General features: G+C 68.9%; 16 protein-coding genes. 14 read left to right on the top strand and 2 right to left on the bottom strand.

Going from position 1 to position 23,161, the window contains the following annotated elements; all coding sequences use genetic code 11:
* Positions 1-10: 10 nt before the first annotated feature.
* The 3 genes from AC1RAA_RS18040 (at position 11) to AC1RAA_RS18030 (ending at position 9,119) form a co-directional block, all read left to right on the top strand.
* Positions 11-544 carry a chemotaxis protein CheW gene (locus AC1RAA_RS18040; RefSeq protein WP_062479111.1) on the top strand — a complete coding sequence of 178 codons (534 nt, stop codon included), beginning with the start codon at positions 11-13 and terminating at the stop codon, positions 542-544.
* Between the two features lie 42 nt (positions 545-586).
* Positions 587-2,911 (top strand): methyl-accepting chemotaxis protein, encoded by a 2,325-nt coding sequence (locus AC1RAA_RS18035; RefSeq protein WP_492730900.1) that lies wholly within the window; start codon positions 587-589, stop codon positions 2,909-2,911.
* A gap of 184 nt (positions 2,912-3,095) precedes the next feature.
* Entirely contained in the window at positions 3,096-9,119 is a 6,024-nt protein-coding gene (locus AC1RAA_RS18030) for a hybrid sensor histidine kinase/response regulator (RefSeq protein WP_492730902.1), read from the top strand.
* 67 nt (positions 9,120-9,186) lie between these two features.
* On the opposite strand, the gene AC1RAA_RS18025 is transcribed toward AC1RAA_RS18030, so the two are convergent.
* Complete coding sequence (locus AC1RAA_RS18025; protein ID WP_492730904.1) at positions 9,187-10,689, bottom strand: cryptochrome/photolyase family protein; 1,503 nt, start codon at positions 10,687-10,689, stop codon at positions 9,187-9,189.
* On the opposite strand from AC1RAA_RS18025, the gene AC1RAA_RS18020 reads away from it, so the two are divergent.
* Genes AC1RAA_RS18020 through AC1RAA_RS17995 form a run of 6 tightly spaced genes read left to right on the top strand, consistent with a single transcriptional unit; the run spans position 10,690 to position 15,279 of the window.
* Positions 10,690-11,289 (top strand): YqgE/AlgH family protein, encoded by a 600-nt coding sequence (locus AC1RAA_RS18020; protein WP_062479100.1) that lies wholly within the window; start codon positions 10,690-10,692, stop codon positions 11,287-11,289. It begins immediately after the preceding gene.
* Positions 11,286-11,738, top strand: coding sequence for a Holliday junction resolvase RuvX (ruvX, locus tag AC1RAA_RS18015; protein ID WP_070062755.1), 453 nt, complete (start codon positions 11,286-11,288; stop codon positions 11,736-11,738). Before AC1RAA_RS18020 ends, ruvX begins: the two co-directional genes overlap by 4 nt.
* Entirely contained in the window at positions 11,735-12,232 is a 498-nt protein-coding gene (gene pyrR / locus AC1RAA_RS18010; RefSeq protein ID WP_492697681.1) for a bifunctional pyr operon transcriptional regulator/uracil phosphoribosyltransferase PyrR, read from the top strand. Before ruvX ends, pyrR begins: the two co-directional genes overlap by 4 nt.
* Positions 12,232-13,194, top strand: coding sequence for an aspartate carbamoyltransferase catalytic subunit (locus AC1RAA_RS18005; protein WP_056577783.1), 963 nt, complete (start codon positions 12,232-12,234; stop codon positions 13,192-13,194). Before pyrR ends, AC1RAA_RS18005 begins: the two co-directional genes overlap by 1 nt.
* Entirely contained in the window at positions 13,191-14,474 is a 1,284-nt protein-coding gene (locus AC1RAA_RS18000) for a dihydroorotase (protein WP_492730907.1), read from the top strand. Before AC1RAA_RS18005 ends, AC1RAA_RS18000 begins: the two co-directional genes overlap by 4 nt.
* Positions 14,475-14,532: 58 nt before the next feature.
* On the top strand, positions 14,533-15,279 hold the full coding sequence (locus tag AC1RAA_RS17995; RefSeq protein ID WP_095948045.1) for a lysophospholipid acyltransferase family protein: 747 nt from the start codon (positions 14,533-14,535) through the stop codon (positions 15,277-15,279).
* A 304-nt stretch (positions 15,280-15,583) separates the two neighbouring features.
* Here the strand turns inward: AC1RAA_RS17995 and AC1RAA_RS17990 are convergent, their stop codons facing one another.
* Entirely contained in the window at positions 15,584-16,381 is a 798-nt protein-coding gene (locus AC1RAA_RS17990; RefSeq protein WP_492697678.1) for an IclR family transcriptional regulator, read from the bottom strand.
* A 191-nt stretch (positions 16,382-16,572) separates the two neighbouring features.
* On the opposite strand from AC1RAA_RS17990, the gene AC1RAA_RS17985 reads away from it, so the two are divergent.
* The 5 genes from AC1RAA_RS17985 to AC1RAA_RS17965 are packed head-to-tail and all read left to right on the top strand — an operon-like array spanning position 16,573 to position 23,158.
* Positions 16,573-18,327, top strand: a complete 1,755-nt coding sequence (locus tag AC1RAA_RS17985) for an FAD-dependent oxidoreductase (RefSeq protein ID WP_492730910.1) — start codon at positions 16,573-16,575, stop codon at positions 18,325-18,327.
* A 34-nt stretch (positions 18,328-18,361) separates the two neighbouring features.
* Complete coding sequence (locus AC1RAA_RS17980; protein ID WP_492730912.1) at positions 18,362-19,138, top strand: SDR family NAD(P)-dependent oxidoreductase; 777 nt, start codon at positions 18,362-18,364, stop codon at positions 19,136-19,138.
* A gap of 60 nt (positions 19,139-19,198) precedes the next feature.
* The gene (locus tag AC1RAA_RS17975) at positions 19,199-20,398 is read left to right on the top strand and encodes an ABC transporter substrate-binding protein (RefSeq protein WP_062469728.1); all 1,200 of its coding nucleotides are present in this window, start codon (positions 19,199-19,201) and stop codon (positions 20,396-20,398) included.
* 58 nt (positions 20,399-20,456) lie between these two features.
* Entirely contained in the window at positions 20,457-21,380 is a 924-nt protein-coding gene (locus tag AC1RAA_RS17970) for a branched-chain amino acid ABC transporter permease (RefSeq protein ID WP_062469725.1), read from the top strand.
* On the top strand, positions 21,377-23,158 hold the full coding sequence (locus AC1RAA_RS17965) for a branched-chain amino acid ABC transporter ATP-binding protein/permease (protein ID WP_492680158.1): 1,782 nt from the start codon (positions 21,377-21,379) through the stop codon (positions 23,156-23,158). Before AC1RAA_RS17970 ends, AC1RAA_RS17965 begins: the two co-directional genes overlap by 4 nt.
* The last annotated feature ends 3 nt before the right edge of the window (positions 23,159-23,161 follow it).

Below are 23,161 nucleotides of genomic sequence, written 5' to 3'. Positions count from 1 at the left end.
TGCGCACTCCATGGCGAATCGCGACGCGCTGCGCGCCTTCCAGTCCCGGCTTGCGAGCCGCCTCCAGGCCGCGCGCACCACGGGCGTGGCCGCGAGCTGGCTGGCGGTCGAGGCGGGTGAGGGCAAGTACCTCTTTCCGCTGGCGCACGCCGGCGAAATCTTTCCCTGGACGCCGCCCCAGCCCGTGCCCTACACGGAGCCCTGGTTCCTCGGCGTCGCCAACCTGCGCGGCGGCCTGTACGGCGTCGTGCAGCTGTCGGCGTTTGCGTCCGGTGCGCCGGGCGCCCCCGCCGCCACCGAGGCGGCACGCATCCAATCGCGGCTCGTGGCATTCAACGAGCTGCTGGAAGTCAACTGCGCTTTGCTGGTCGATCGACTGGCGGGGTTGCGGGGTGCGGAGGCCTTCACGGCCGCCGACGCTCCGGGCGCAGAGGCCCCGGCCTGGCACGGGCATCTGTACACCGACGCAGCAGGAGAGCGCTGGCAGGAAGTCAACCTGCAGGCGCTTTCGCAGCAACCCCAGTTTTTGAGTATTGGTGCGTAGTGCTTCGGCACATGGCACTGGCAACCACCTGAAGGACCGACCGTGAGCTCGATCGCCGACAAGTTCAAGAAATTACTCCCCGCGACCAACGGGAACGACAAGGCCCGCGTCGACGGCTCCGGTTCGATATCGCTCGACGATGTCGACACGGTTCAGGTTCCGGACGAAAAAACGATCCGCCTCGCCAAGAAGGGCGAGGGCGCATCCGCCGCCACGGCCGACACCGGCTTCGGCGGCATCGACGCGCTGGGCGACCCGGCGTCCGTCGAAGCCGCCAACGCGGCCACGCTCGAAGCGGTTCCGCTGGCCCCCGCCGCGGGCGGCATGGGCGCCAACCCCGCCAAGCAGCAGCGCGTGCTGGCCATCATGCTGGCCATCGTGGTGCTGGCGCTGTTGCTGGTGGCCGGCTCCGCCATCCTTCGCGCGGAACGCCTGGCGCAGCAGGTGGCGGCCACCGGCCAGTCGCTGATGCAGTCGCAGCGCCTGGCCAAGTCGATCTCGCAGGCCCTCGTCGGCAGCGCCTCGGCGTTCGTCGAAGTGAAGGACAGCGCCGACGACCTCTCGCGCCGCGTGCAGGGCCTGACCAACGGCGACGACGCCTTGCGCCTGGAAGCCGTCGGCAACCAGTACGACGAGGAGATGAACAAGATCAACCCGCTGGTCGCCCGCGCCGACGCGAGCGCCAAGGCCGTGCTGGCCCAGCGCCAGATCCTGACGCAGGTGGGTGCCGCCTTGCGCGACATCAACCAGCAGTCGTCCACGCTGCTCGAAATGACGGAAACCGTCGCGTCGCTGAAGATGCAGCAGAACGCCACGCTGCCCGAGATCTCGGCCGCCGGCCAGCTCGTGATGCTGACGCAGCGCATCGGCAAGTCGACCAACGAGTTCTTCACGGTCGAGGGTGTGAACCCCGACGCCGTGTTCCTGCTGGGCAAGGACCTGAACACCTTCCAGGAAACCACCCGCGGCCTGCTCGACGGCAACGCGCAGCAGCGCTTCCCCGGCTCGAAAGACCCGCAGACGCGCCAGCAGCTCGAAGCCATCCTGAAGACCTACGAACAGATGCGCACGCAGGCCTCGGCCATTCTGGGCAACCTGCAAGGCTTGGTGGCCGCGCGCGAAGCACAGGCGTCCATCCTGACCGACAGCGAGCCGCTGCGTAAGTCGCTGGGCGAACTGCAAGAGAAGCTCTCGGCACGCACCGGCCTGGGCGCCGGCACCATCGTGCTGCTGTTCGTGCTGTCGCTGGCCGCCCTGGCTCTGGCCGGCGCCATCGGTTTCGTGCAGGTGCGCGAAGGCCGCGAACGTGCCGCCGTCGCCGAACGCGAGCGTCTGGCTGCCGAGCAGGCGTCTGAAGAAGCCGGCCGCGTGAACAACGCCAACCAGGCCGCCATTCTTCGGCTGATGAACGAACTGCAGACAGTGGCCGAAGGCGACCTGACGCAGGAAGCGACCGTGACCGAGGACATCACCGGCGCCATCGCCGACTCGGTGAACTACACGGTGGAAGAACTGCGTTTGCTGGTGGGCAACGTGCAGAACACGGCAACCCGCGTGGCGCAGACGACGTCGCAGGTGGAAAACACCTCGACTGAACTGCTCGCCGCCTCGACCGAGCAGCTGCGCGAAATTCGCGAAACCGGCCAGTCGGTGCTGACCATGGCCGAGCGAATCAACGGCGTGTCCTCGCAAGCGCAAGAGTCCGCCACGGTGGCGCGCCAGTCGCTGCAAGCCGCATCGTCGGGCCTGCAGGCCGTGCAGAACGCCATCGGCGGTATGAACTCCATCCGCGACCAGATCCAGGAAACCTCCAAGCGGATCAAGCGCCTGGGCGAATCGTCGCAGGAGATTGGCGAAATCACCGAGCTGATCTCGGACATTACCGAACAGACCAACGTGCTGGCCCTGAACGCCGCCATTCAAGCGGCATCCGCCGGTGAAGCCGGCCGAGGCTTCTCGGTGGTGGCGGAAGAAGTTCAGCGACTGGCCGAACGCTCCGCAGACGCCACGCGCCAGATCTCGGCGCTGGTGAAGGCGATTCAGACCGACACGCAGGATGCGGTGGGCGCCATGGAGCGCTCCACGCAGGGTGTGGTCGAAGGGGCGAAGCTGTCCGACAACGCGGGTACCGCGCTGTCCGAGATCGACCGCGTGTCGCGCCGACTCGCTGACCTCATCGAGCAGATTTCGCAGTCCGCCTCCCGCGAAGCCGATTCGGCCAACGTGGTGGCCGCCAACATCCAGCACATTTTTGCGGTGACGGAACAGACCGGAGAAGGCACTCGGACCACGGCCCAGCAGGTGCGCGAGCTCTCGCAGATGGCCGAAGAACTGCGTCGCTCGGTGGCCCGTTTCAAGATCGCGTGATGAAGCTCTCCCCCAGCCTTCGCGCACTTCGTGTCGCTTCGGCAACCCCCTTCCGGGGGCGACACCAGCGGCCCGGCAAAGCCGGTTCCGCGGTGTCCCTTGAAGTGACCGCGATGGTTGGATGCATTGAGGGCGCGTGGCGCCCAGTGAAAAACTGACAGATAAAGAACGGCGAGCAATCAACGTGTCGATTCAAACCCCTGCCACGGCCCCCCTCGCCGGCAACATGCCGGCCACCGAAGACCTCGGGCCGCTGGCCTGGGTGCTGGGAGAAATCCAGAAATCCCTCGACGGTGTCGGCAAGTCGCTGCGGCGTTTCGTGCGCGACGTGGGCAGTGCCACGGAGCCCGAGAGCGGCCCGCTGCAGATGGCCCGCCAGCAACTGCACCAGGCCGTCGGCGCGCTGCAGATGGTCGGCCACAGCTCGCCCGCACTGGTGCTGGGCACCATCGAATTCGCGGTGCAGGGCTTCATTGCCGAACCGCAGCGCTGCACCGAGAGTGCCGTGCACAAGATCGAGCGTGCCGGCTTTGCCGTCACCGATTTCCTCAGCGCACTGCTGGCCGGCAAGGCCGTGTCGTCGGTGGCGCTGTTTCCGCAGTACCGCGACGTGCTGGAGCTGGGCGGCAATGAGCGCGTCCATCCGGCGGACCTGTGGAGCACGGCGTGGCGCTGGGTCGAGGTCAAGCCTGCCCTCACGCAGGCGGCGCTGGCCTACGACCCGGCCGTGCGTTCGCGGCTCGACCGCGAGGTGCTGCAGCTGGTCAAGAGCGGCGACGCACAGGCCGCGCGACGGCTGCATGCGCTGTGCCTGGGGCTCGGGCGTGGCGCGCTGCTGCCGCGCGTCGCGAGCTTCTGGACGCTGGCCGCGGGCTTCTTCGAAGCCCTCGCGCTGGGCCTGATTCCCGCCGACACCTACGTCAAGCGCGCCGCCTCGCGCGTGCTGCTGCAGTACGCCACGCTGGCGCGCGGCGACAGCGTGGTGTCCGACCGCCTCGGCCAGGACCTGCTCTTCTTCTGCGCCCAGGCCGTGCCGGGCGCGCAGGACGACGCCGCCACGCTGCGCACCGTGCGCAGCGCCTGGGGCGTGACGCAGGAGCCGCGCGTCGACTACACCGTGGTGCAGTTCGGCCGCTTCGATCCGCTGGTGCTCTCGCAGGCGCGCAAGCGCATCGAGACCGCCAAGGAAATGTGGTCGGCGCTCTCGGGCGGCGACATCACCCGCACGCGCCAGGTGGCCGACACCTTCGCGCAGCTCGGCGAATCGCTGCTGAAGCTGCACCCGCCGAGCCAGCCGATGGTGCAGGCGCTGACGCACGCCGTGGACGCCTCGGTGCGTTCCGGCCAGCCGCCCGACACCGAACTGGCGATGGAAGTCGCCACCTCGGTGCTGTACCTCGAAGCCGCGCTCGAAGACCTCGACCCCAGCGATCCGCAGCTCACGGCCCGCACGCTGCAGCTGGCCGGCCGCATCGAACGCGTGCGCGACGGCGGCCGTTCCGAGCCGCTCGAGCCGTGGATGGAGGACCTGTACCGCCGCGTCAGCGACCGCCAGACCATGGGCACCGTGGTCGACGAGCTGCGCAGCCACCTGAGCGAACTCGAGAAGTCGCTCGACCAGTATTTCCGCCGCCCGGCCGAAAAGCCGCTGCTGCGCACCGTGCCCACCCAGCTCATGCAGATGCGCGGCGTGTTCTCGGTGCTGGGGCTCGAGCAGGCCGCGCACACCGTGCAACGCATGCGCGACGACGTCGAGCAGATGCTGCAGGTCAACCGCTCGCCCGTCGAGGAAATGGCCACCTTCGACGCGCTCGGCAACAACCTGGGCGCGCTCGGTTTCCTCATCGACATGCTGGGCTACCAGCCCGCACTGGCCAAGCGCCTGTTCGTGTTCGACGCCGAAGCCGGTGAACTCAAGCCGCTGATGGGCCGCCAGGCCATCGATGCCGCGGCCCCGGCCGAAGGCGCTGCCGCACCGGCCGCCGAGCCCGTGCTCAGCATCGAGGAGGTCGACGCGCAGATCGCTTCCAAGCTTGCCGCCTTGGCCACGCCCAACCGCAAGACCAAGCCGTCGCCGCTGGAGGAATTCAGCCGCAAGGCCGAGAGCTGGACCACCAAGATCACGGGCCCGTCGGCGCTGCCCGACACCGAGGTCACCGAGCTCGAAGAAGACGACCTGCAGAACATCTTCCTGGACGAAGCCCGCGAAGTCGTGGGCAACGGCCTGGCCGCCATCGCCGCGCTCGGCAACCGTCCCGGCGACACCGAAGAACTCACCATCCTGCGCCGCGCGTTCCACACGCTCAAGGGCAGCTCGCGCATGGTCGGCCTCACCGACTTCGGCGACGCCGCCTGGTCGCTCGAGCAGGTGCTCAACACCTGGCTGGCCGACCAGCGCGATGCCACGCCCGAGCTGCTGTCGAGCACCGAGCGCATGCTGCGCGATTTCAGCCAGTGGGTCGAAGCCATCGCCGCCGGCGATGCAGGCACCTGGCACTCGGCACCGTTCAGCCGCGTGGCCAACGCGCTGCTGGCCGGCGAGCCCGTGCCCGCACCGGTGCGCGTGGCCGACGCCGAAGCGCTCGCGGTGGCCGCACGCCACATCGCCGCCGAGCCGGCGCCGCTCGCACTGCCGGAGCTGCCTGAGCTCCCCGACCTGTCGCTGACACCGCAAGATGTGGCAGCCCCTGACGCCACGTTGGACTTCTCCGACTGGCAGCAGGCGCAAGAAGCGCCACACGCACCGACCAAGCCTGTCACACCCGAGCCCGACGACGATTTCGCCTCCACCGACTTCCTCGACTTCGAGGGCAAGCAGAGCACAGCGCCCGCGCCGCTCGAAGCGCTGCCCAGCGGCGACGATTTCGATTTCCTCGCGCCCCCGAAGACGCATGCACCGGCCGAGCCCGCCGTGTCGCACGCCGAGCCCGAGCCCGCCCCGGAAATCGCAGCGACGGTGCCGACCGCATCGGGCCTGCCCGATCTCGAATGGGCGCCGGAGCCGCTGCCGCTGGCTGCTGCTGCTGAGCCTGTCGCCGAGACGGTGGCACCTGTCGAAGTCATCGAGGCCGCCGAAGAACTGCCCGCATTGGAAGTGCCGGCTGAACTGCAGCCGGAACCGGAGCCTGTGTCGGCGACTGTCGAAGTCGCCCCCGAGGCCCCCGTTGTCGTCGAAGAGCTGCCAGCAGCCGTCGTGGCTGAACCAGAACCCGTGCCGGAGCCCGAGCCCGTGCTGGCCGAGGCGGTTCCCGAGCCCGAGTCTTCCATCGCCCCGAGCGCCGAAGACCAGGTCAAGGTGATCGGCCCGCTGCGCATCGGCATCGCGCTGTACAACGTCTACCTCAACGAAGCCGACGAATGGTCCCGCCAGCTGGCGACCGATGTCGGCGAATGGGCGCTCGAAACCCACGAGCGCCTGCCCGACTCGACCATCGCGCTGGCGCATTCGCTGGCCGGCAGCTCGGCCACCGTCGGCTTCCACAGCCTGTCGGGCATGGCCCGCCTGCTCGAATCGGCGCTGCAGCACCTGCAGATGCAGGGCAGCGGCACGCGCGAGCAGGGAGTCGTGCTGGTCGCCGCGGCCGACGAACTGCGTCGCCTGCTGCACCAGTTCGCGGTCGGCTTCCTGCGCGACCCGTCCGAAGCCACGCTGCAGGCGCTGCGCGAAATCGCCGCCGCACCGATGCCGCCCGAAATCGCCGCGGCCCGTTTCGAGACGCTGCTGCCCAAGCAGGTCGTCGCCAACGACGCCTTTGCCGACGTGGTACTGGACGACAACGAAGACGCCATCGACCTGGCCGATGCGGTCGACGTCGACCTGTTCCCGATCTTCGAGGAAGAGGCTGCCGAACTGATGCCCCAGCTGGGCGAGGCGCTGCGCCAGTGGTCGCATCACCCCGACGACGCCGCGCCGCGCGCCTCGGTGCTGCGCACGCTGCACACGCTCAAGGGCAGTGCCCGGCTGGCCGGCGCCATGCGCCTGGGCGAGCGCGCGCACCGCATGGAGTCCGAGATCGAACTGCTGGGCTCCCAGGGGGCCGAGCGGGCCGACATCGAGAAGCTGCTCACGCGCCTGGACACGCTGCAACACACCTTCGACGCCCTGCGCGCGGCCGACGACGCCGCCCAGGTCGAAGTGGCCCAGCTGATCGCCACCGCCAGCCCGACCGCACCCGCCATCCAGCGCGTGCAGGCGGCGCCCGAGGTGCGCGAGTCGGCGAACGACGACCAGGCCGAAGCGGCTTCCGCCGAATCCGCCGTTGACGCTCCGTCGTCCCTGCTGCCGCGCCCCGCGCCGGCCCTGCTCGCGCCGCTGCGCGCTGCCTCGGGCCAGGCGGTGCGCATCCGCACCCAGCTGCTCGACCGGCTGGTCGCGCAGACCGGCGAGGTCATCATCACGCGTTCGCGCCTCGAGGCCGAACTCGGCCAGCTGCGCGGCTCGCTCGCCGACCTCACGGGCAACCTCGATCGCCTGCGCCAGCAGCTGCGCGACATCGAGGTGCAGGCCGAAAGCCAGATGCAGTCGCGCCTGGCGCAAGCCAAGGATTCGCAGCAGAGCTTTGATCCGCTCGAGTTCGACCGCTTCACCCGCGTGCAGGAACTCACGCGCATGATGGCCGAGTCGGTGAACGACGTGGCCACCGTGCAGCGCACCTTGCAAAAGACCGTGCAGGCCACGGAAGACGACCTGAGCGTGCAGGCACGCCAGACGCGCGAACTGCAGCGCGGCCTGCTGCGCACGCGCATGGTGGAGTTCGAAGGCATCTCCGACCGCCTGTACCGCGTGGTGCGCCAGGCCTCGAAGGACACCGGCAAGCAGGTGCGCCTGGACATCGTCGGCGGCTCCATCGAAATGGACCGCGGCGTGCTCGACCGCATGACGCCCGCCTTCGAACACCTGCTGCGCAACTGCGTGGCGCATGGCATCGAGGATGTGGCGGCGCGCGAGAAGGCCGGCAAGGACGCCAGCGGCCTCATCGTCATCGACCTGCACCACGAAGGCAACGACGTGTCGGTGAGCTTCCGCGACGACGGCGCCGGCCTCGACCAGAAGCGCATCGCCGAACGCGCCCGCGCCCTCGGCCTGCTCGGGCCCGACCAGGAGCTGTCGCCCGAAGAAGCCACCGAGCTGATCTTCAAGCCCGGCTTCTCCACGGCCGGGCAGGTGTCCGAATTGGCCGGCCGCGGCATCGGCATGGACGTGGTGCGCGCGCAGATCGCCGCGCTCGGCGGCCGCATCGAAACGCACAGCACGCCGGGCCAGGGCACCACCTTCAAGCTGGTGCTGCCGCTGACCACCGCCGTGACGCACGTGGTGATGCTGCGCGCGGGCGAGGTTTCGATCGGCGTGCCGTCGAACCTCGTGGAACTCGTGCAGCGCGTGAGCGGTGCCGACCTCGAGGCCGCCTACCTGAACCACAGCTTCGCCTTCGGCACCGAGCAGGTGCCGTTCTACTGGGCCGGCGCGCTGCTGCAGCATTCCATCCGCAGCGAGCACGCCGCCACCAAGAACAACACGCTGGTGATCGTGCGAAGCGCGGCGCAGCGCGTGGCCCTGCACGTGGACGAAGTGCTGGGCAACCAGGAAGTCGTGGTGAAGAACCTCGGCCCGCAGCTCGCGCGGCTGCCCGGTTTGGCTGGCATCTCGGTGCTGGCTTCGGGCGCGGTGGCGCTCATCTACAACCCGGTGGCGCTGGCCGCGGTGCACGGCGACCAGGCGCGTGCGCGCCAGACCGCCGCGCTGGCCGCGCCGACGCATGCCGCTTCGGTGGACACCGGCGCGCCGCAGACGCCGGCCGCCTTTGCCCCGGTGGTGCCGCAGATCCCGCTCGTGCTGGTGGTGGACGACTCCATCACCGTGCGCCGCGTCACGCAGCGTCTGCTGCAGCGCGAAGGCTATCGCGTGTCGCTCGCGGCCGACGGCCTGCAGGCGCTCGAGCGCCTGCAGCAGGAGCGCCCGGCCGTGGTGCTGTCGGACATCGAGATGCCGCGCATGGACGGCTTCGACCTGGCCCGCAACATCCGCGCCGACGTGGCCCTGGCCGAGTTGCCGATCATCATGATCACCTCGCGCATCGCCGAGAAGCACCGCGAGTACGCGCGCGACTTGGGCGTGAACCACTACCTGGGCAAGCCGTACTCGGAAGAGGAACTGTTGCGCCTGGTGCGTGCGTACACGAGCGAGCCGGCCGCGCTGGCGGTGGCCTGACCGGCCTCGGCAGCGCCGGCAATCGGCGCGCAAAAGAAAAGGGCCCCTCGGGGCCCTTTTTTCTTGGTTACGGCTTTTGCAAGGCCTTGGCGCGCGCCGCCGCGTAGCGCTGCATCGTCTTCTCCCGCGCCTCCGCGTGGTCCACCACGGGCTTCGGGTAGTTCTCGCCCAGCCTGACGCCTGCCGCCTCCAGCTCGACCGGCGACGCCATCCACGGCGCATGGATCGCCACGTTCGACAGGCCCGCGAGCTGCGGCAGGTAGCGGCGGATGAACTTGCCTTCGGGGTCGAAGCGTTCGCTCTGCGTCACCGGGTTGAAGATGCGGAAATAGGGCTGGGCGTCGCAGCCGGTCGAGCTGGCCCACTGCCAGCCGCCGTTGTTCGAGGCCAGCTCGAAGTCGTTCAGGTGCTGCGCGAAGTAGCGCTCGCCGCGCCGCCAGTCCAGCCCCAGGTCCTTGCACAGGAAGCTCGCCACCACCATGCGCAGCCGGTTGTGCATGTAGCCGCTCTGGCGGATCTGCAGCATTGCGGCATCGACCAGCGGGTAGCCGGTGCGGCCCTCGCACCAGGCGTCGAACAGCTGGTCGGCGTGCTTGCCGTGGTGCCAGGCGATCTTGTCGTACTCGGGGCGAAAACTCTTCGACTCGCCGTTCGCATGCACATGCGGAAAGTGCGCCAGGATCTGGAAGTAGAAGTCGCGCCAGACCAGCTCGCTGAGCCAGGTCGCGGCCCCGGTGTTTCCCTGCAGCGCCAGCTGGTGCGCCACGCTGGCCAGCTGGCGGATCGACACCGTGCCGAAGCGCAGGTGCACGCCCATGTAGCTGGGCCCGCGCACGGCCGGGAAGTTACGCGCCTCGTCGTAGCGGTCGATGCGCTCGAAGAAATCCTCGAACAGCGCGCCCGCGCCGCGCGTGCCGGTGGGAATCTCCAGCGTCTGGAGGTTGGTGCTTTCAAAACCGATCTCGCCCAGCGTGGGCACGGGCCCGTTCAGGGCCGGGGGCGGCGGGGCGAGCGCGTCGCCGTGGCTGCGCACCGGGTACGGCTTCAGGAAGAACGAATCCACCTTCGCCAGCCAGGCCCGCTTGTACGGCGTGAACACCGTGTAGGGCAGGCCGGCCTTGGTCATGACCTCGTCGCGGTCGAAGACCGTGCTGTCCTTGAAGGTGTGGAAGCTGATGCCCGTGTTGGCCAGCGCGCCGAGCACGCGGGCGTCGCGCGCCAGGGCGTCGGGTTCGTCGTCGCGGTTGGCGAACACCGCCTGCACGTCGAGCGTGTGGGCCAGCGCCGGAATCTCCTCGGCGGCCACCGCGTGCCGCACGATGAGCCCGCTGCCCAGGCCGCGCAGCTCGGCTTCGAGCTCCACCAGCGATTCGCGGATGAATTCGACCCGCCGGTCCGCGCGGGGCAGGGCGTCCAGGATCGCCCGGTCGAACACGAAAACGCAGACCACCTGCCGGCAGGCCCGCAAGGCCCGGTAAAGCGCCGCGTTGTCGTCCACCCGCAGGTCCCGGCGAAACCACATGAGCCCTTTGGGATAGGTCTTGTCGACGGCCAGTAAAATCGGGGGCATATGGCTGCCGATTCTGCCCCGATGAACCTGACGCATCACTTTCTGATCGCGATGCCGGGGATGGAAGACAAAACTTTCAACCGCAGCGTCGTTTACCTCTGCGAACACAGCGAGCGCGGTGCGCTCGGGCTGGTGATCAACAAACCCAGCGACATCAACCTCAAGGTGCTGTTCGAGAAGATCGAGCTGCACCTGGCCCGCCCCGAGCTGGGCGAGGCCCCCGTTTTCCAGGGCGGCCCGGTGCAGACCGAGCGCGGCTTCGTGCTGCACGAGCCGGTGTTCACCCAGGCCGAGAAGCCCGAGGAATCGGTCTACGCCTCGACCATGACCATCCCCGGCGGGCTCGAAATGACCACCTCGAAAGACGTGCTGGAGGCCCTGGCCACCGGCGCCGGCCCGCGCAAAGTGCTGGTCTCGCTGGGCTATTCGGCCTGGGGCGAGGGCCAGCTGGAGTCCGAACTGGCCGAGAACAGCTGGCTCACCGTGCTGGCCGACCCGGCCGTGATCTTCGATACGCCGGTGGAAAAGCGCTACGACAAGGCGTTGATGCTCTTGGGGCTCGAGGCTTGGACCTTGTCTCCCGACGCGGGCCACGCATGAGCGACGTCATGTCCGACGCGCCTGCATCCGCTCCTGTTCCAGTCCCCGCCGCCGTTCCCGCGCATTTCCAGAGCTTCCTGGCCTTCGACTTCGGCGCCAAGCGCACCGGCGTGGCCAGCGGCAACCGGCTGCTGCGCACGGCGACCCCGCAGGCCACCATCAAGGCCGAGGGCGCCGACGCCCGCTTTGCCCAGGTCGAGGCGCGCATCAAGGAATGGCAGCCCGACGCGCTCGTGGTCGGCGTGCCCTACCACCCCGACGGCGCCCCGCACGAGAACACCCGCCGCGCGCAGAAGTTCGCGCGCCAGCTGCGCGGCCGTTTCAATCTCCAGGTGTTCGAGGTCGACGAGCGCTACAGCACCACCGAGGCCTTGTCGTCCGGCGCCCGCGACGCCGACGCCGCCTCGGCCTGCATCATCCTGGAACAGTTTTTGAGGAGTCTCCCGTGAGTTCAATTCCCGATGCCGAAGCGCTCTACACGACGCTGCTGTCCGGCGTGAAGGCGCTGATGCGCCCCGAGACGAAACTGGTGGGCATCACCTCCGGCGGCGCCTGGCTGGTCGAGCGCCTGCAAAAAGACCTGGGCCTGGCCGGTGCTCCCGGCGTGATCTCGTCGGCCATGCACCGCGACGACTTCGCACGCCGCGGCCTTTCGGCCAGCGCGCAGACCGCGCTGCCCTTCGACGTGAACGGCGCCGACGTGCTGCTGCTCGACGACGTGCTCTACACCGGCCGCACGATCCGCGCGGTGCTCAACGAGCTGTTCGACTTCGGCCGCCCCGCCTGTGTGCGGCTCGCCGTGCTGGTCGACCGTGGTGGCCGCGAACTGCCCGTCGCCGCCGACTTCGCAGCAACGACGCTCAAGCTGCCCGACACCCAATTGCTAGCCCTCGCGCGCGCCGACGACGGCGCCTTCAGCCTCAAGGTGGAGGACAACACGTAATGCTCTACAAGCGAAATCCGCAGCTCAACAAGAACGGCGAGCTGATCCACCTGCTGTCGATCGAGGGCCTGCCCAAGGACATCGTCACGCACATCCTCGACACGGCCGCCAACTTCACGAGCGTGAGCGACCGCGAGGTGAAGAAGGTGCCGCTGTTGCGCGGCAAGAGCGTGTTCAACCTGTTCTTCGAGAACAGCACGCGCACGCGCACCACCTTCGAGATCGCGGCCAAGCGCCTGAGCGCCGACGTCATCAACCTCGACATCGCGCGCTCCTCGGCCACCAAGGGCGAGTCGCTGCTGGACACCATCGCCAACCTGAGCGCCATGGCCGCCGACCTGTTCGTGGTGCGCCACAGCGAGTCGGGCGCGCCCTACCTGATCGCGCAGCACGTCGCACCGCACGTGCACGTGGTGAACGCCGGCGACGGCCGTCACGCGCACCCGACGCAGGGGCTGCTCGACATGTACACGATCCGCCACTACAAGAAAGACTTCTCGAACCTCACGGTCGCGATCGTCGGCGACGTGTTGCACTCGCGCGTGGCGCGCTCCGACATCCACGCACTCACCACGCTCGGCTGCGCCGAAGTGCGCGTGGTCGGCCCGAAGACGCTGGTGCCCGCCGACATGGCCGGCATGGGCGTGCGCGTGTGCCACACGCTCGAAGAAGGCATCAAGGACTGCGACGTCGTCATCATGCTGCGCCTGCAGAACGAGCGCATGAGCGGCGCGCTGCTGCCCTCGTCGCAGGAGTTCTTCAAGACCTTCGGCCTCACGCAGGAAAAGCTGCAGCTGGCCAAGCCCGACGCCATCGTGATGCACCCGGGCCCGATCAACCGCGGCGTGGAGATCGACTCCGCCGTGGTCGACGGCAAGCAGAGCGTGATCCTCCCGCAGGTCACTTTCGGCATCGCGGTCCGCATGGCCGTCATGAGCATCGTCGCCGGTAACGAAGCATGAACATCCTCATCACCAACGGCCGAGTCATCGACCCCGCCTCGGGCATCGACAAGCCCACCGACATCGCCATCGCCGACGGCAAGATCGCCGGCATCGGACGCGCACCGGCGGGCTTCAAGCCCGAGCGCACCCTCGACGCCACGGGCTGCATCGTCACCCCCGGCCTCGTCGACCTCGCCGCGCGCCTGCGCGAGCCCGGCTACGAGCACGAAGGCATGCTCGAAAGCGAAATGGCCGCGGCCATCGCGGGCGGCGTGACCAGCCTCGTGTGCCCGCCCGACACCGACCCCGTGCTCGACGAGCCCGGCCTGGTCGAGATGCTCAAGTTCCGCGCCGAAAAGCTGCAGTGCGCGCGCCTGTTCCCGCTGGGCGCGCTCACGCGCAACCTGGCTGGCGGCGTGCTCACCGAGATGGCCGAGCTCACCGAGGCCGGCTGCATCGGCTTCGGCCAGGCCGACGTGCCGCTGGCCGACACGCAGGTGCTGCAGCGCGCGCTGTCGTACGCCAGCACCTTCGGCTACACCGTGTGGCTGCGTCCGCAGGACCGCGACCTGGGCAAGGGCGTCGCCGCCAGCGGCGCGCTCGCCACGCGCCTGGGCCTGGGCGGCGTGCCGGTGGCGGCCGAGACGATCGCCATCTTCACCATCATCGAGCTCATGAAGAGCACCGGCGCGCGCGTGCACCTGTGCCGCATCTCCAGCGCCCGCGGCGTGGCGCTGGTGCGCGAGGCCAAGGCGCAGGGCCTGCCGATCACCTGCGACGTCAGCATCAACTCGCTGCACCTGGCCGACACCGACATCGGCTTCTTCGACAGCCGCGCGCGCCTGAACCCGCCGCTGCGCCAGCAGGGCGACCGCGACGCGCTCTCGGCCGCGCTGGCCGACGGCACCATCGACGCGCTGGTGTCCGACCACACGCCGGTCGAGGCCGACGCCAAGACGCTGCCTTTTGCCGAAGCCGAACCCGGCGCCACCGGCCTCGAACTGCTGCTGCCGCTCGCGCTGCAGTGGGGCGAGCGCAGCGGCGCGGGCCTGTCGCGCGCCATCGAGGTGGTCACCTCGGCGCCCGCGCGCCTGCTGAACGCGGCCGACGCGGCCAGCGGCATCGGCCGCATCGCCGAGGGCGGCGTGGCCGACCTGTGCATCGCCGATCCGTCGCTCGAATGGCAGGTGGTGCCCGAGGCGCTGCGCAGCCAGGGCAAGCACACGCCGTTCTCCAGCTACCCGATGCAAGGGCGCGCGCGCCACACGCTGGTGGCCGGTCGCGTCGTGCACGGCTGAGCGACAGCCGCCCGCCACACGGCACGTCGTCAAAAAGAAGAAGAGGGCCCGCGTCCAGATGCTGCACTCGTTGAAGGCCGGCTGGCGCCTGCTGCATGCGGCCTCGCATGCGCTGTCGGGCTGGTGGACGATCCGCTTCACCTTCCCCCGCCTGCCGCAGGACGAGCGCAACGCGCGCGTGCAGGCCTGGTCGGCGCGCATGCTGCAGATCATGGGCGTCACGCTGCGCGTGCAGGGCGAGCCGCCCGCGCACGGGCCGGCGCTGCTCATCTGCAACCACCTGTCGTGGCTCGACATCACCGCCATCCATGCGGCGCGCCATGTGCGCTTCGTGTCGAAGTCGGACGTCAAGCAGTGGCCGGTGATCGGCACGCTCTCCACGGGCTCGGGCACGCTCTACATCGAGCGCGAACGCCGGCGCGATGCCATGCGCGTGGTGCACCACATGACCGAGGCGCTGCGCGGCGGCGACCTGATCGGCGTGTTCCCCGAAGGCACCACGAGCGACGGGCGCGGGCTGCTGCCGTTCCATGCCAACCTGCTGCAGGCCGCGATTTCCTCGGGCGCGCCGGTGATCCCGGCCGCGCTGCGCTTTGCCGACGCCGCCACCGGCGAGACCAGCCAGGCGCCGCGCTACATCGACGACGACAGCCTGCTGGCCTCGGTGTGGAACACGCTGCGCGCGCCGCCGCTCTTGGCCATCGTGCGCTTCGGCGAGCCGCAGCCCTCGTACAGCCGCGAGCGCCGCAGCTGGGCGCATTCGCTGCATGAAGACGTGCAGCAGCTGCGGCGCAATACCCACTGAGCGGCACTGACCGGATCGATCCGCAAAAAAAGCGCCCCGGGAGGGGCGCTGTAACGACGCAAGAAGCGCCGTGAGGAGGAAGCGGGATCGTTCGTCGTGGCTCGTGGCCGGTCAGAGAATGCCGAACACCTTCAGCCCGATGATCACGATCAGCGGGACGCCGCAGAGCCAAAGGATGATGCTTTTCATGACCGGTCTCCGTGAGGTAGGTAGGCCTCTACGGTGGCCGCGTCTGCGGCCCGCGCGTGCGGGATAAGGCAAACCAAGCGCGTGAGCGCCTGCCTACACGGCACGGGCCGGCGGTTCAGCCCGCTTCGTCGGTGGGCACGAAGCCCAGGCGGCGCGAGATTTCGAGTGCGCAGGCCTTCAGCGGCACGGCCACGCGGCCGTTCCAGTCGCTGTCGAAGGTGGCCTCGGGGCCCATGGCCGTGATGCCCAGCACCAGGTTGTTGGTCGAGTCGAACACCGGCGCGCAGAAGGCGTCGATGCCCGGAATCGGCTGGCCCAGCGTGCGCGACACGCCGTGCAGCCGCGTCTCGACCAGGAGCGCCTCGATCTGCGACTTCGACAGCTCCTCGCTGGCGCCGCGCCCGTCGGCCGGGCGCGTGCGCGCCAGGTCTTCGAGCATCATTTTTTCCACCACCTTCGGCGGCAGGTAGGCCGCGAACAGCCGGCCCGTGGCCGTGTAGGCCAGCGACATCACGGTGCCGGTGCGCAGGTTCACGTGCAGCGGGTGGATCGGTTCTTCCAGCCGCACCACGGTCGGCCCGAAGTTGCCCCAGACCGCGACCGCGATGCTCTGTTCGGTCTCGGACGCGAGCGCCTCGATGAGGGGCGACGCTTCCTTGATCGGGTCGAGCCGCTGCAGCTTGGCCAGGCCCAGTTGCAGGGCCAGCGGGCCCAGCTCGTAGCGGCCGGTGCCGTCCTGCACCACGAAGCCGACCTTCAGAAAACTCACCAGGTAGGGGTGCGCCTTGCCGACCGGCACGCCCGCGGCCTTGCCGAGATCGCGCAGCGCCATGGGCGCCACGTGCCGGCCGAGCGCGACCAGCAATTGCGTTCCGATTTCGACGGATTGAATGCCACGTCTTGGCTTTTCCATGGGGCGCCCGGCGTGGGGGTTGAGAGTGGGAGCGAGTATAGCCATCAGGGTTTCTACTGATATTGTCGTGTTCAATCGACGATGACTGATCATCTGATAGTAACTAAACGACTTGACCATATCAACATCGCTGCCTACACTCCGCCGCAACTTAAGTCGTACACACAACACGAGAGCGAACAGAGGCAGAGATGGAACAGAACACGTGGGAATGCGATGTCCTCGTCGTCGGCAGCGGCGCATCGGGCATGGCCACCGCCGTCACGGCGGCGTCGCAGGGTTTGAAGGTGCTGGTGGTCGAGAAAGAGCCGCGCTTCGGCGGCACCACCGCGCGCTCGGGCGGCTGGCTGTGGATTCCGGGCACGCGCCTGGCCACGGAGCAGGGCATCCATGAGCCGCCCGGCGCGGCGCTCGACTACATGAAGCACGAGACCACGACGCACTTCGATGCGGCGCGCGTGGGCGCCTTCCTCGACATGGGCCCCAAGGCCATCGACTTCTTCACGCGCAACACCTGCGTGCAGTTCGACATGCCGGCCGTCTTCCCCGACTACCACGCCGAAGCGCCCGGCGGCCAGCCCGGCGGGCGTTCGATGGTCACGCGCCCGTTCGACGGCCGTGAGCTCGGTGCGCGCATCAAGCACCTGGCGCCGCCGCTGCCCGAACTCACGGTGTTCGGGATGATGTTGGGCTCGGGCCCCGAGATCAAACACTTCATGCGGGCCTTCAAGTCGCCGACCTCGTTCTGGTACGTGACCAAGCGCCTGACCCGGCACTTCCTGGACGTGGTGCGCCACGGCCGCGGCATGACGCTGACCAACGGCAACGCGCTGGCCGGGCGGCTGGCCAAGGCCGCGATGGACCTGGACATTCCCGTGTGGCTCTCGTCGCCCGTGAAGAAGCTCGTGGTCGAGTACGACGGCGTCTCGGGCGCCGTGGTGCAGCACGAAGGCAAGACGGTGCGCATCACCGCCAGGCGCGGCGTGGTGCTGGCCTGCGGCGGCTTCCCCTACGACGTGGAGCGCCGCAAGCAGCTGTTCCCGCACGCGCCGACCGGCAAGGAGCACTACTCGCCGTCGCCTTCCACGAACACCGGCGACGGCCTGCGCCTGGCCGAGGCCGTGGGCGGCCGCGTCGACGGCACCATCCCGCATGCCGCGGCCTGGGTGCCGGCCTCGGTCACCACGCGGCCCGACGGCAGCAAGGGCGTCATGCCGCACTTCATCGACCGCGCCAAGCCCGGCGTGATCGCGGTCACGCCCAAGGGCAAGCGCTTCGCCAACGAGGGCAACTCGTACCACGACTTCGTGCAGGCGATGGTCAAGGCTTGCGAAGGCGAGCCCGAGGTCACGGCCTGGCTGCTGTGCGACCACAAGGCACTGCGCGACTACGGCCTGGGCTGCGTCGCGCCCGCGCCGCTGCCCATCGGCCGCCACCTGAAGACCGGCTACCTCAAGCGCGGCGCGAGCATCGGCGAACTGGCCAAGGAAATCGGCATCGCCCCGGCCGCGCTCGAAGCCACCGTGCAGGAGTTCAACCAGGGCGCGCGCACCGGCGACGACCCCGCCTTCGGCAAGGGCAGCAAGGCCTACAACCGCTACCAGGGCGACGCCAACGTCACGCCGAACCCCTGCGTCGCGCCGCTGGACAACGGCCCGTACTACGCGATCAAGCTCGTCATCGGCGACATCGGCACCTTCGCCGGCCTCGTCACTGATGAGAAGACCCGCGTGCTCGACGCCGACCGCCAGCCGATCAAGGGCCTGTACGCCGTCGGCAACGATGCGGCCAGCGTGATGGGCGGCAACTACCCCGGCGCGGGCATCACGCTCGGCCCGGCGCTCACCTTCGGCTATGTCGCGGGCCTGCAGGTGGCGCAGGCCGAGGCCGCCGCGCCTTTGCACGTCGAGCAGCGCGAAGCCGTGGCGGTGCCGCGCGGCGCCTGATCCCCGTTCCGATATTCAACCCAAGGAGCCGACCATGCCCTTTTCTCCTCACGTCGCACCGCGCCTGCTCGAAGGCCGTCTCGCGCTGATCACCGGCGCCGGCCAGGGCAACGGCCGCGCGCTCGCGCTCGGCCTGGCCCAGGCGGGCGCGCGCGTCGTCGTCACCGACATGAACGAAGCCACCGTGGCCGAGACCGCGCAACTGGTGCGCAACGAAGGCGGCGAGGCCTGGTCGTTCGTGCTCGACGTCACCGCGCCCGAGGCCTGCCAGGCGCTGGCGGCGCGCGTGGCGCAAGAGGTCGGCAATGTCGACCTGCTGGTGAACAACGCCGGCATCATCATCCGCGAGACCACCAGCAGCCCGAACGCCGCGGCCAACTGGAAGAAGACCATCGACGTGAACGTGCACGGCACCTTCAACACCACGTTGGCTTTCATCCCCGTGCTCAAGCAGACGAAGGGCTCGATCATCAACATCGCCTCCATCGCCGCCTACGCGGGGCAGGCCGCGAGCCTGGGCTACTCGCCCTCGAAGGGGGCGATCAAGATGCTCACGCAGTCGCTGGCGCAGGAGCTCGCGCCGGCCGGCGTGCGCGTGAACGCACTGGCACCTGGCGTGATCGAGACGCCCATGACCGCCGCCACGCGCGAGAACCCGCAGCGCCTCGAGTCGTTCATGACGCGCATCCCGCTGGGCCGCGTCGGCCAGACCGAAGACCTGGTGGGCCCGGTGATCTTCCTGGCGAGCGACATGTCGCGCTACGTCACCGGCATCACGCTGCCGGTGGACGGCGGCTTCCTCGCCGTCTGAGCCACGCCCCTTCCTTTTCGATTTCCCGTTCCCCGTCCGTCAACCCTTAGGAGACAAAGAATGAAAACGATCCGTCTGTACAAGACCCTGCTCGCGACCGCCGCCTTCGCTGCGTTCTCGGCAGGCGCCTACGCGCAAGACATCAAGCTCGGCTACAACGGCGACCTCTCGGCATCGCCTTCGGCGCAGAGCGGCCAGGCCGCGGTGCTGGGCATGGAAGCGGCCATTGCCGACCTGAACGCCGCCGGCGGCGCGCTCGGACGGAAGTTCACGCTGGTCACGCGCGACGACGTCTCGGCGCCGCCGAAGTCGATCCAGAACATGAGCGACCTGGTCGACAACGAGAAGGTCGTCGCCGTGTTCGGCCCCACCAACTCGGGCAACGCCATGGCCTGGAAGCACATCGCCAACCAGAAGAAGATCCCCGTGCTGGGCAACGTGGGCTCGGGCACCGACATCACCAAGCCGATGAGTGCCGGCGCCGACAACTACATGTTCCGCGTCTCGATGGTCGACCGCGAGCAGGTCGCCGCGCTCATGGCCTACGTGAAGCGCAACACGGCCGGCTCCAAGGTCGTGGGCCTCATGGCCGAGACCACCGGCTACGGCCAGGGCGGCCTGAAGGACATGGAAGAAATCGCCAAGCTGCAGGACATCAAGATCGCGGCCACCGAGCGCTTCGGCGTCGGCGACACCGACATGACCTCGCAGCTCTCGAAGATGAAGGCCGCCAACGTCGACACCGTGGTGGTGTGGGCGCAGGGCACGCCCATCGCGCAGTTGGTGCGCAGCATGGAGAAGATCAACTACTTCCCACTGACGCTCACCTCGTGGGCCGCCGACAACATCACCTTCTACGACGCAGCCGGCAAGGCCCTGGCCGAGAAGCCGATCTTCATGCGCACCGTGAGCGAGACGCGCACGCCCGTGCAGCAGAAACTGTTCGACCGCATCGGCAGCAAGCTGAAGGCACCGGGCTCGTTCTCGTTCGCGCTGCACGGCTACGACTCGGTGCTGCTGCTGGCCCAGGCCATGAAGCAGGCCAACAGCACCGACGGAGCCGCCGTGCGTGCCGCGCTCGAAGACCTGAAGACGCCGGTGCAGGGCGTGCTCAAGACCTACGAGAAGCCTTTCAGCAAGACCAACCACGAAGCCCTGACGGCCAAGGACCTGGTCTGGATCCGCTGGAAGGACGGCAAGCTGCTGCCCTACAGCGACGCGCTGATCGGTGCGCTCAAGCCGGCCGACTTCAAGCAATAAACGTCTGAGACACAAAAGGAACGGGGCACCGCCTCGTTCCGCAACGGAGATACACACCATGGTTGAAGCGCTCCTGCAGGCGCTCATCAGCGGGCTCGCCGTCGGCGGTGCCTATGCGCTGGTGGCGCTGGGATTCAGCATCACGTTCACGACGACCAAGACGCTGAACTTCTCGCACGGCGAGTTCGTCTCGGCCGGTGCGTTCATCGGCATGAGCGCGCTGTTCCTCGTGCTGGGCAAGCCGCTCAGTTCCACCACCTTCGGCGATGCCGTGCCCGGCGCGGGCGCGCAGCTGTTTGCGCTGGTCGCCGCGCTCGGCGTGATGGGCCTGTTGGGCTGGCTGCTCTACGTGCTCGGCGTGCGCCCGTTCGCAGGCCGCCCGGGCATGGCCTGGGTCATGAGCACGCTGGGCTTCGGCGTCATCCTGCAGAGCGTGGGCCTGGCCATCTGGGGCCCGAAGCCCGTGGTGGTGCCCGCGCCCGTGGGCGACACCGTGATCCGCATGTTCGGCGTGGGTGTGCGCCCGCAGGAACTGCTCACGCTGGGCGTGGCCGTGGTCGTGATGATCGGTTTCGACCGCGTGATGAACCGCACCATGATCGGAAAGGCCATGCGCGCCGTGGCGCAGAACGGCAATGTGGCCAGCCTCATGGGCATCAACACCAACGCCATGATGATCGGCGCCTTCGTCGTCAGCTCGGCGCTGGCGGGGCTGTCGGGCTTCTTGCTTGCGCCCATCGCGCAGGCCTCGCTCTTCATGGGCCTGACCGTGGGGCTCAAGGGTTTTTCGGGCGCCATGATCGGCGGGCTGAGCAACCCGCGCGGCTGCGTCATCGGCGGCTTCCTGCTCGGCGTGCTCGAGTCGATGGTGAACCTCTGGCAGGCGCAGTGGCGCGAGGTCGCGGTGTTCGCGCTCGTGATCCTGGTGCTGGCCTTCCGTCCCACGGGCCTGTTCGGCCGCTCGACGGTGGAGAAGGTATGAAGCGCCTCGCCCATCCCGCCGCCGTGGTGCTGGTGGCGGCCGTGCTGTGCGGCCTCGTCTCGCTGTCCGGCAACGACTACTACCTGCGCATCGCCTTCATGATGTGCGTCTACTACCTGTGCGCGGCCGGCATGAACGTGCTGGTCGGCTACGCAGGCCAGAAATCGCTGGGCCAGGCCGGCCTGTTCGCAGCCGGTGCCTACGCGGTCGCGCTCATCACCTCGCGCACCGAGCTGAGCCCGTGGCTCGCGCTGGTGATCGCGGCGGTTGTCTCTGGCGTGTGCGGCGTGCTCATCGCGTTGCCTTCGCTGCGCGTGAAGGGCCCGTACCTTGCGATGGTCACGCTGGCCTTCGGCATCGTGGTCGAGAAGCTCGTGGGCGAATGGACTGACGTGTTCGGCGGCGCGCAAGGCATCTACGGCATTCGCCCTCTGACCTGGAACGGCCAGCCGCTGAGCAGCGTGCAATGGGTGATCCTGGGCATCGTGCTCAGCGCCGCGCTGCACCTGCTGCTGCGCAACCTGCTGCAGGGCCGCTTCGGCCGCGCGCTGCTGTCGCTGCAGGCGGACGAGATCGCCTCGTCGTCGGTGGGCGTGCGCGTGTACCGCGCCAAGGTCATGGCCTTCGTGGTCGCGGCCGTCACCTGCGGCATCGCGGGCGCGCTCGTGGCGCAGCAGAACCAGTACATCAATTCCGACTTCATCACCTTCCACCTGTCGATCTTCATCCTGCTCTTGGTGCTGTTCGGCGGCGCGGGCTCGATGTACGGCCCCATCGTGGGCGCGGTGCTGCTCACGGCGACCGACGCGCTGCTCGCGCGCTGGCCCTCGGCGCAGCACTTCCTGTACGGCTTCCTGCTGCTGTTCGCGCTGTACGTGATGCCGGGCGGCGTGGTGGGCCTGTTCAACAAGTGGTTCCTGAAGTCGCGCCACCGCGGCGAAGGGGCGGCCGGCAACGGCGTGCCGGGCCGGATCGGTCCCGGCGGCGAAGGCGAGCTGCTGGTGGTGCAGGGCGTGACCAAGTCGTACGGCGGCGTGAAGCCGGCGCAGGACGTGTCGTTCCGCCTGCAGCGCGGCCACATCCATGCGCTCATCGGACCGAACGGCGCCGGCAAGAGCACCATGATCAACATGCTCACCGGCGTGGTCGAACCCGACGCGGGCGTGATCCGCTTCCTGGGCCGCAACATCGTGGGCCAGCCGGCGCACACCATCTGCTGCCTGGGCATGGGCCGCACCTTCCAGAACCTGCGCCTGTTCGCCGACCTCTCGGTGCTCGACAACGTGATGCTCGGCCGGCACAGCCGCATGAGCAACGGCTTCCTGTCGTCGCTCGTGGCCTGGCCCACAGCCGGCAAGCAGGAGCGCGCCACGCGCGAGCGCGCGCTGCAGCTGCTCGACCTCGTGGGCCTGGGCCACCTGGCGCACTGGCCCGCCGGCAGCCTGCCCTACGGCCTGCAGCGCCGCGTGGAGCTGGCGCGCGCGCTGGCCACCGAGCCGCAGCTGCTGCTGCTCGACGAGCCCGCCGCCGGCCTCAACCCGCAGGAAACCGCCGAGCTCGGCGAACTGCTGGTGCGCATCGGAAAGTGCGGCGTGTCCATCCTGATGGTGGAGCACCACATGGACCTGGTGATGTCGATTTCCGACCACGTGATCGTGCTCGACTACGGCGTGAAGATCGCCGAAGGCAAGCCCGCCGAGGTGCAGTCGAACCCGCGCGTGGTCGAGGCCTATCTGGGCGTGGACGACGAAGAAGACATGGCCGCCGTGCCCGCCTGAGCC

Source organism: Variovorax sp. GW823-FHT04F07 (assembly GCF_058795995.1).
Note: the sequence above shows the minus strand (reverse complement) of the source record. Positions and strands in the feature narration are given on the sequence as shown.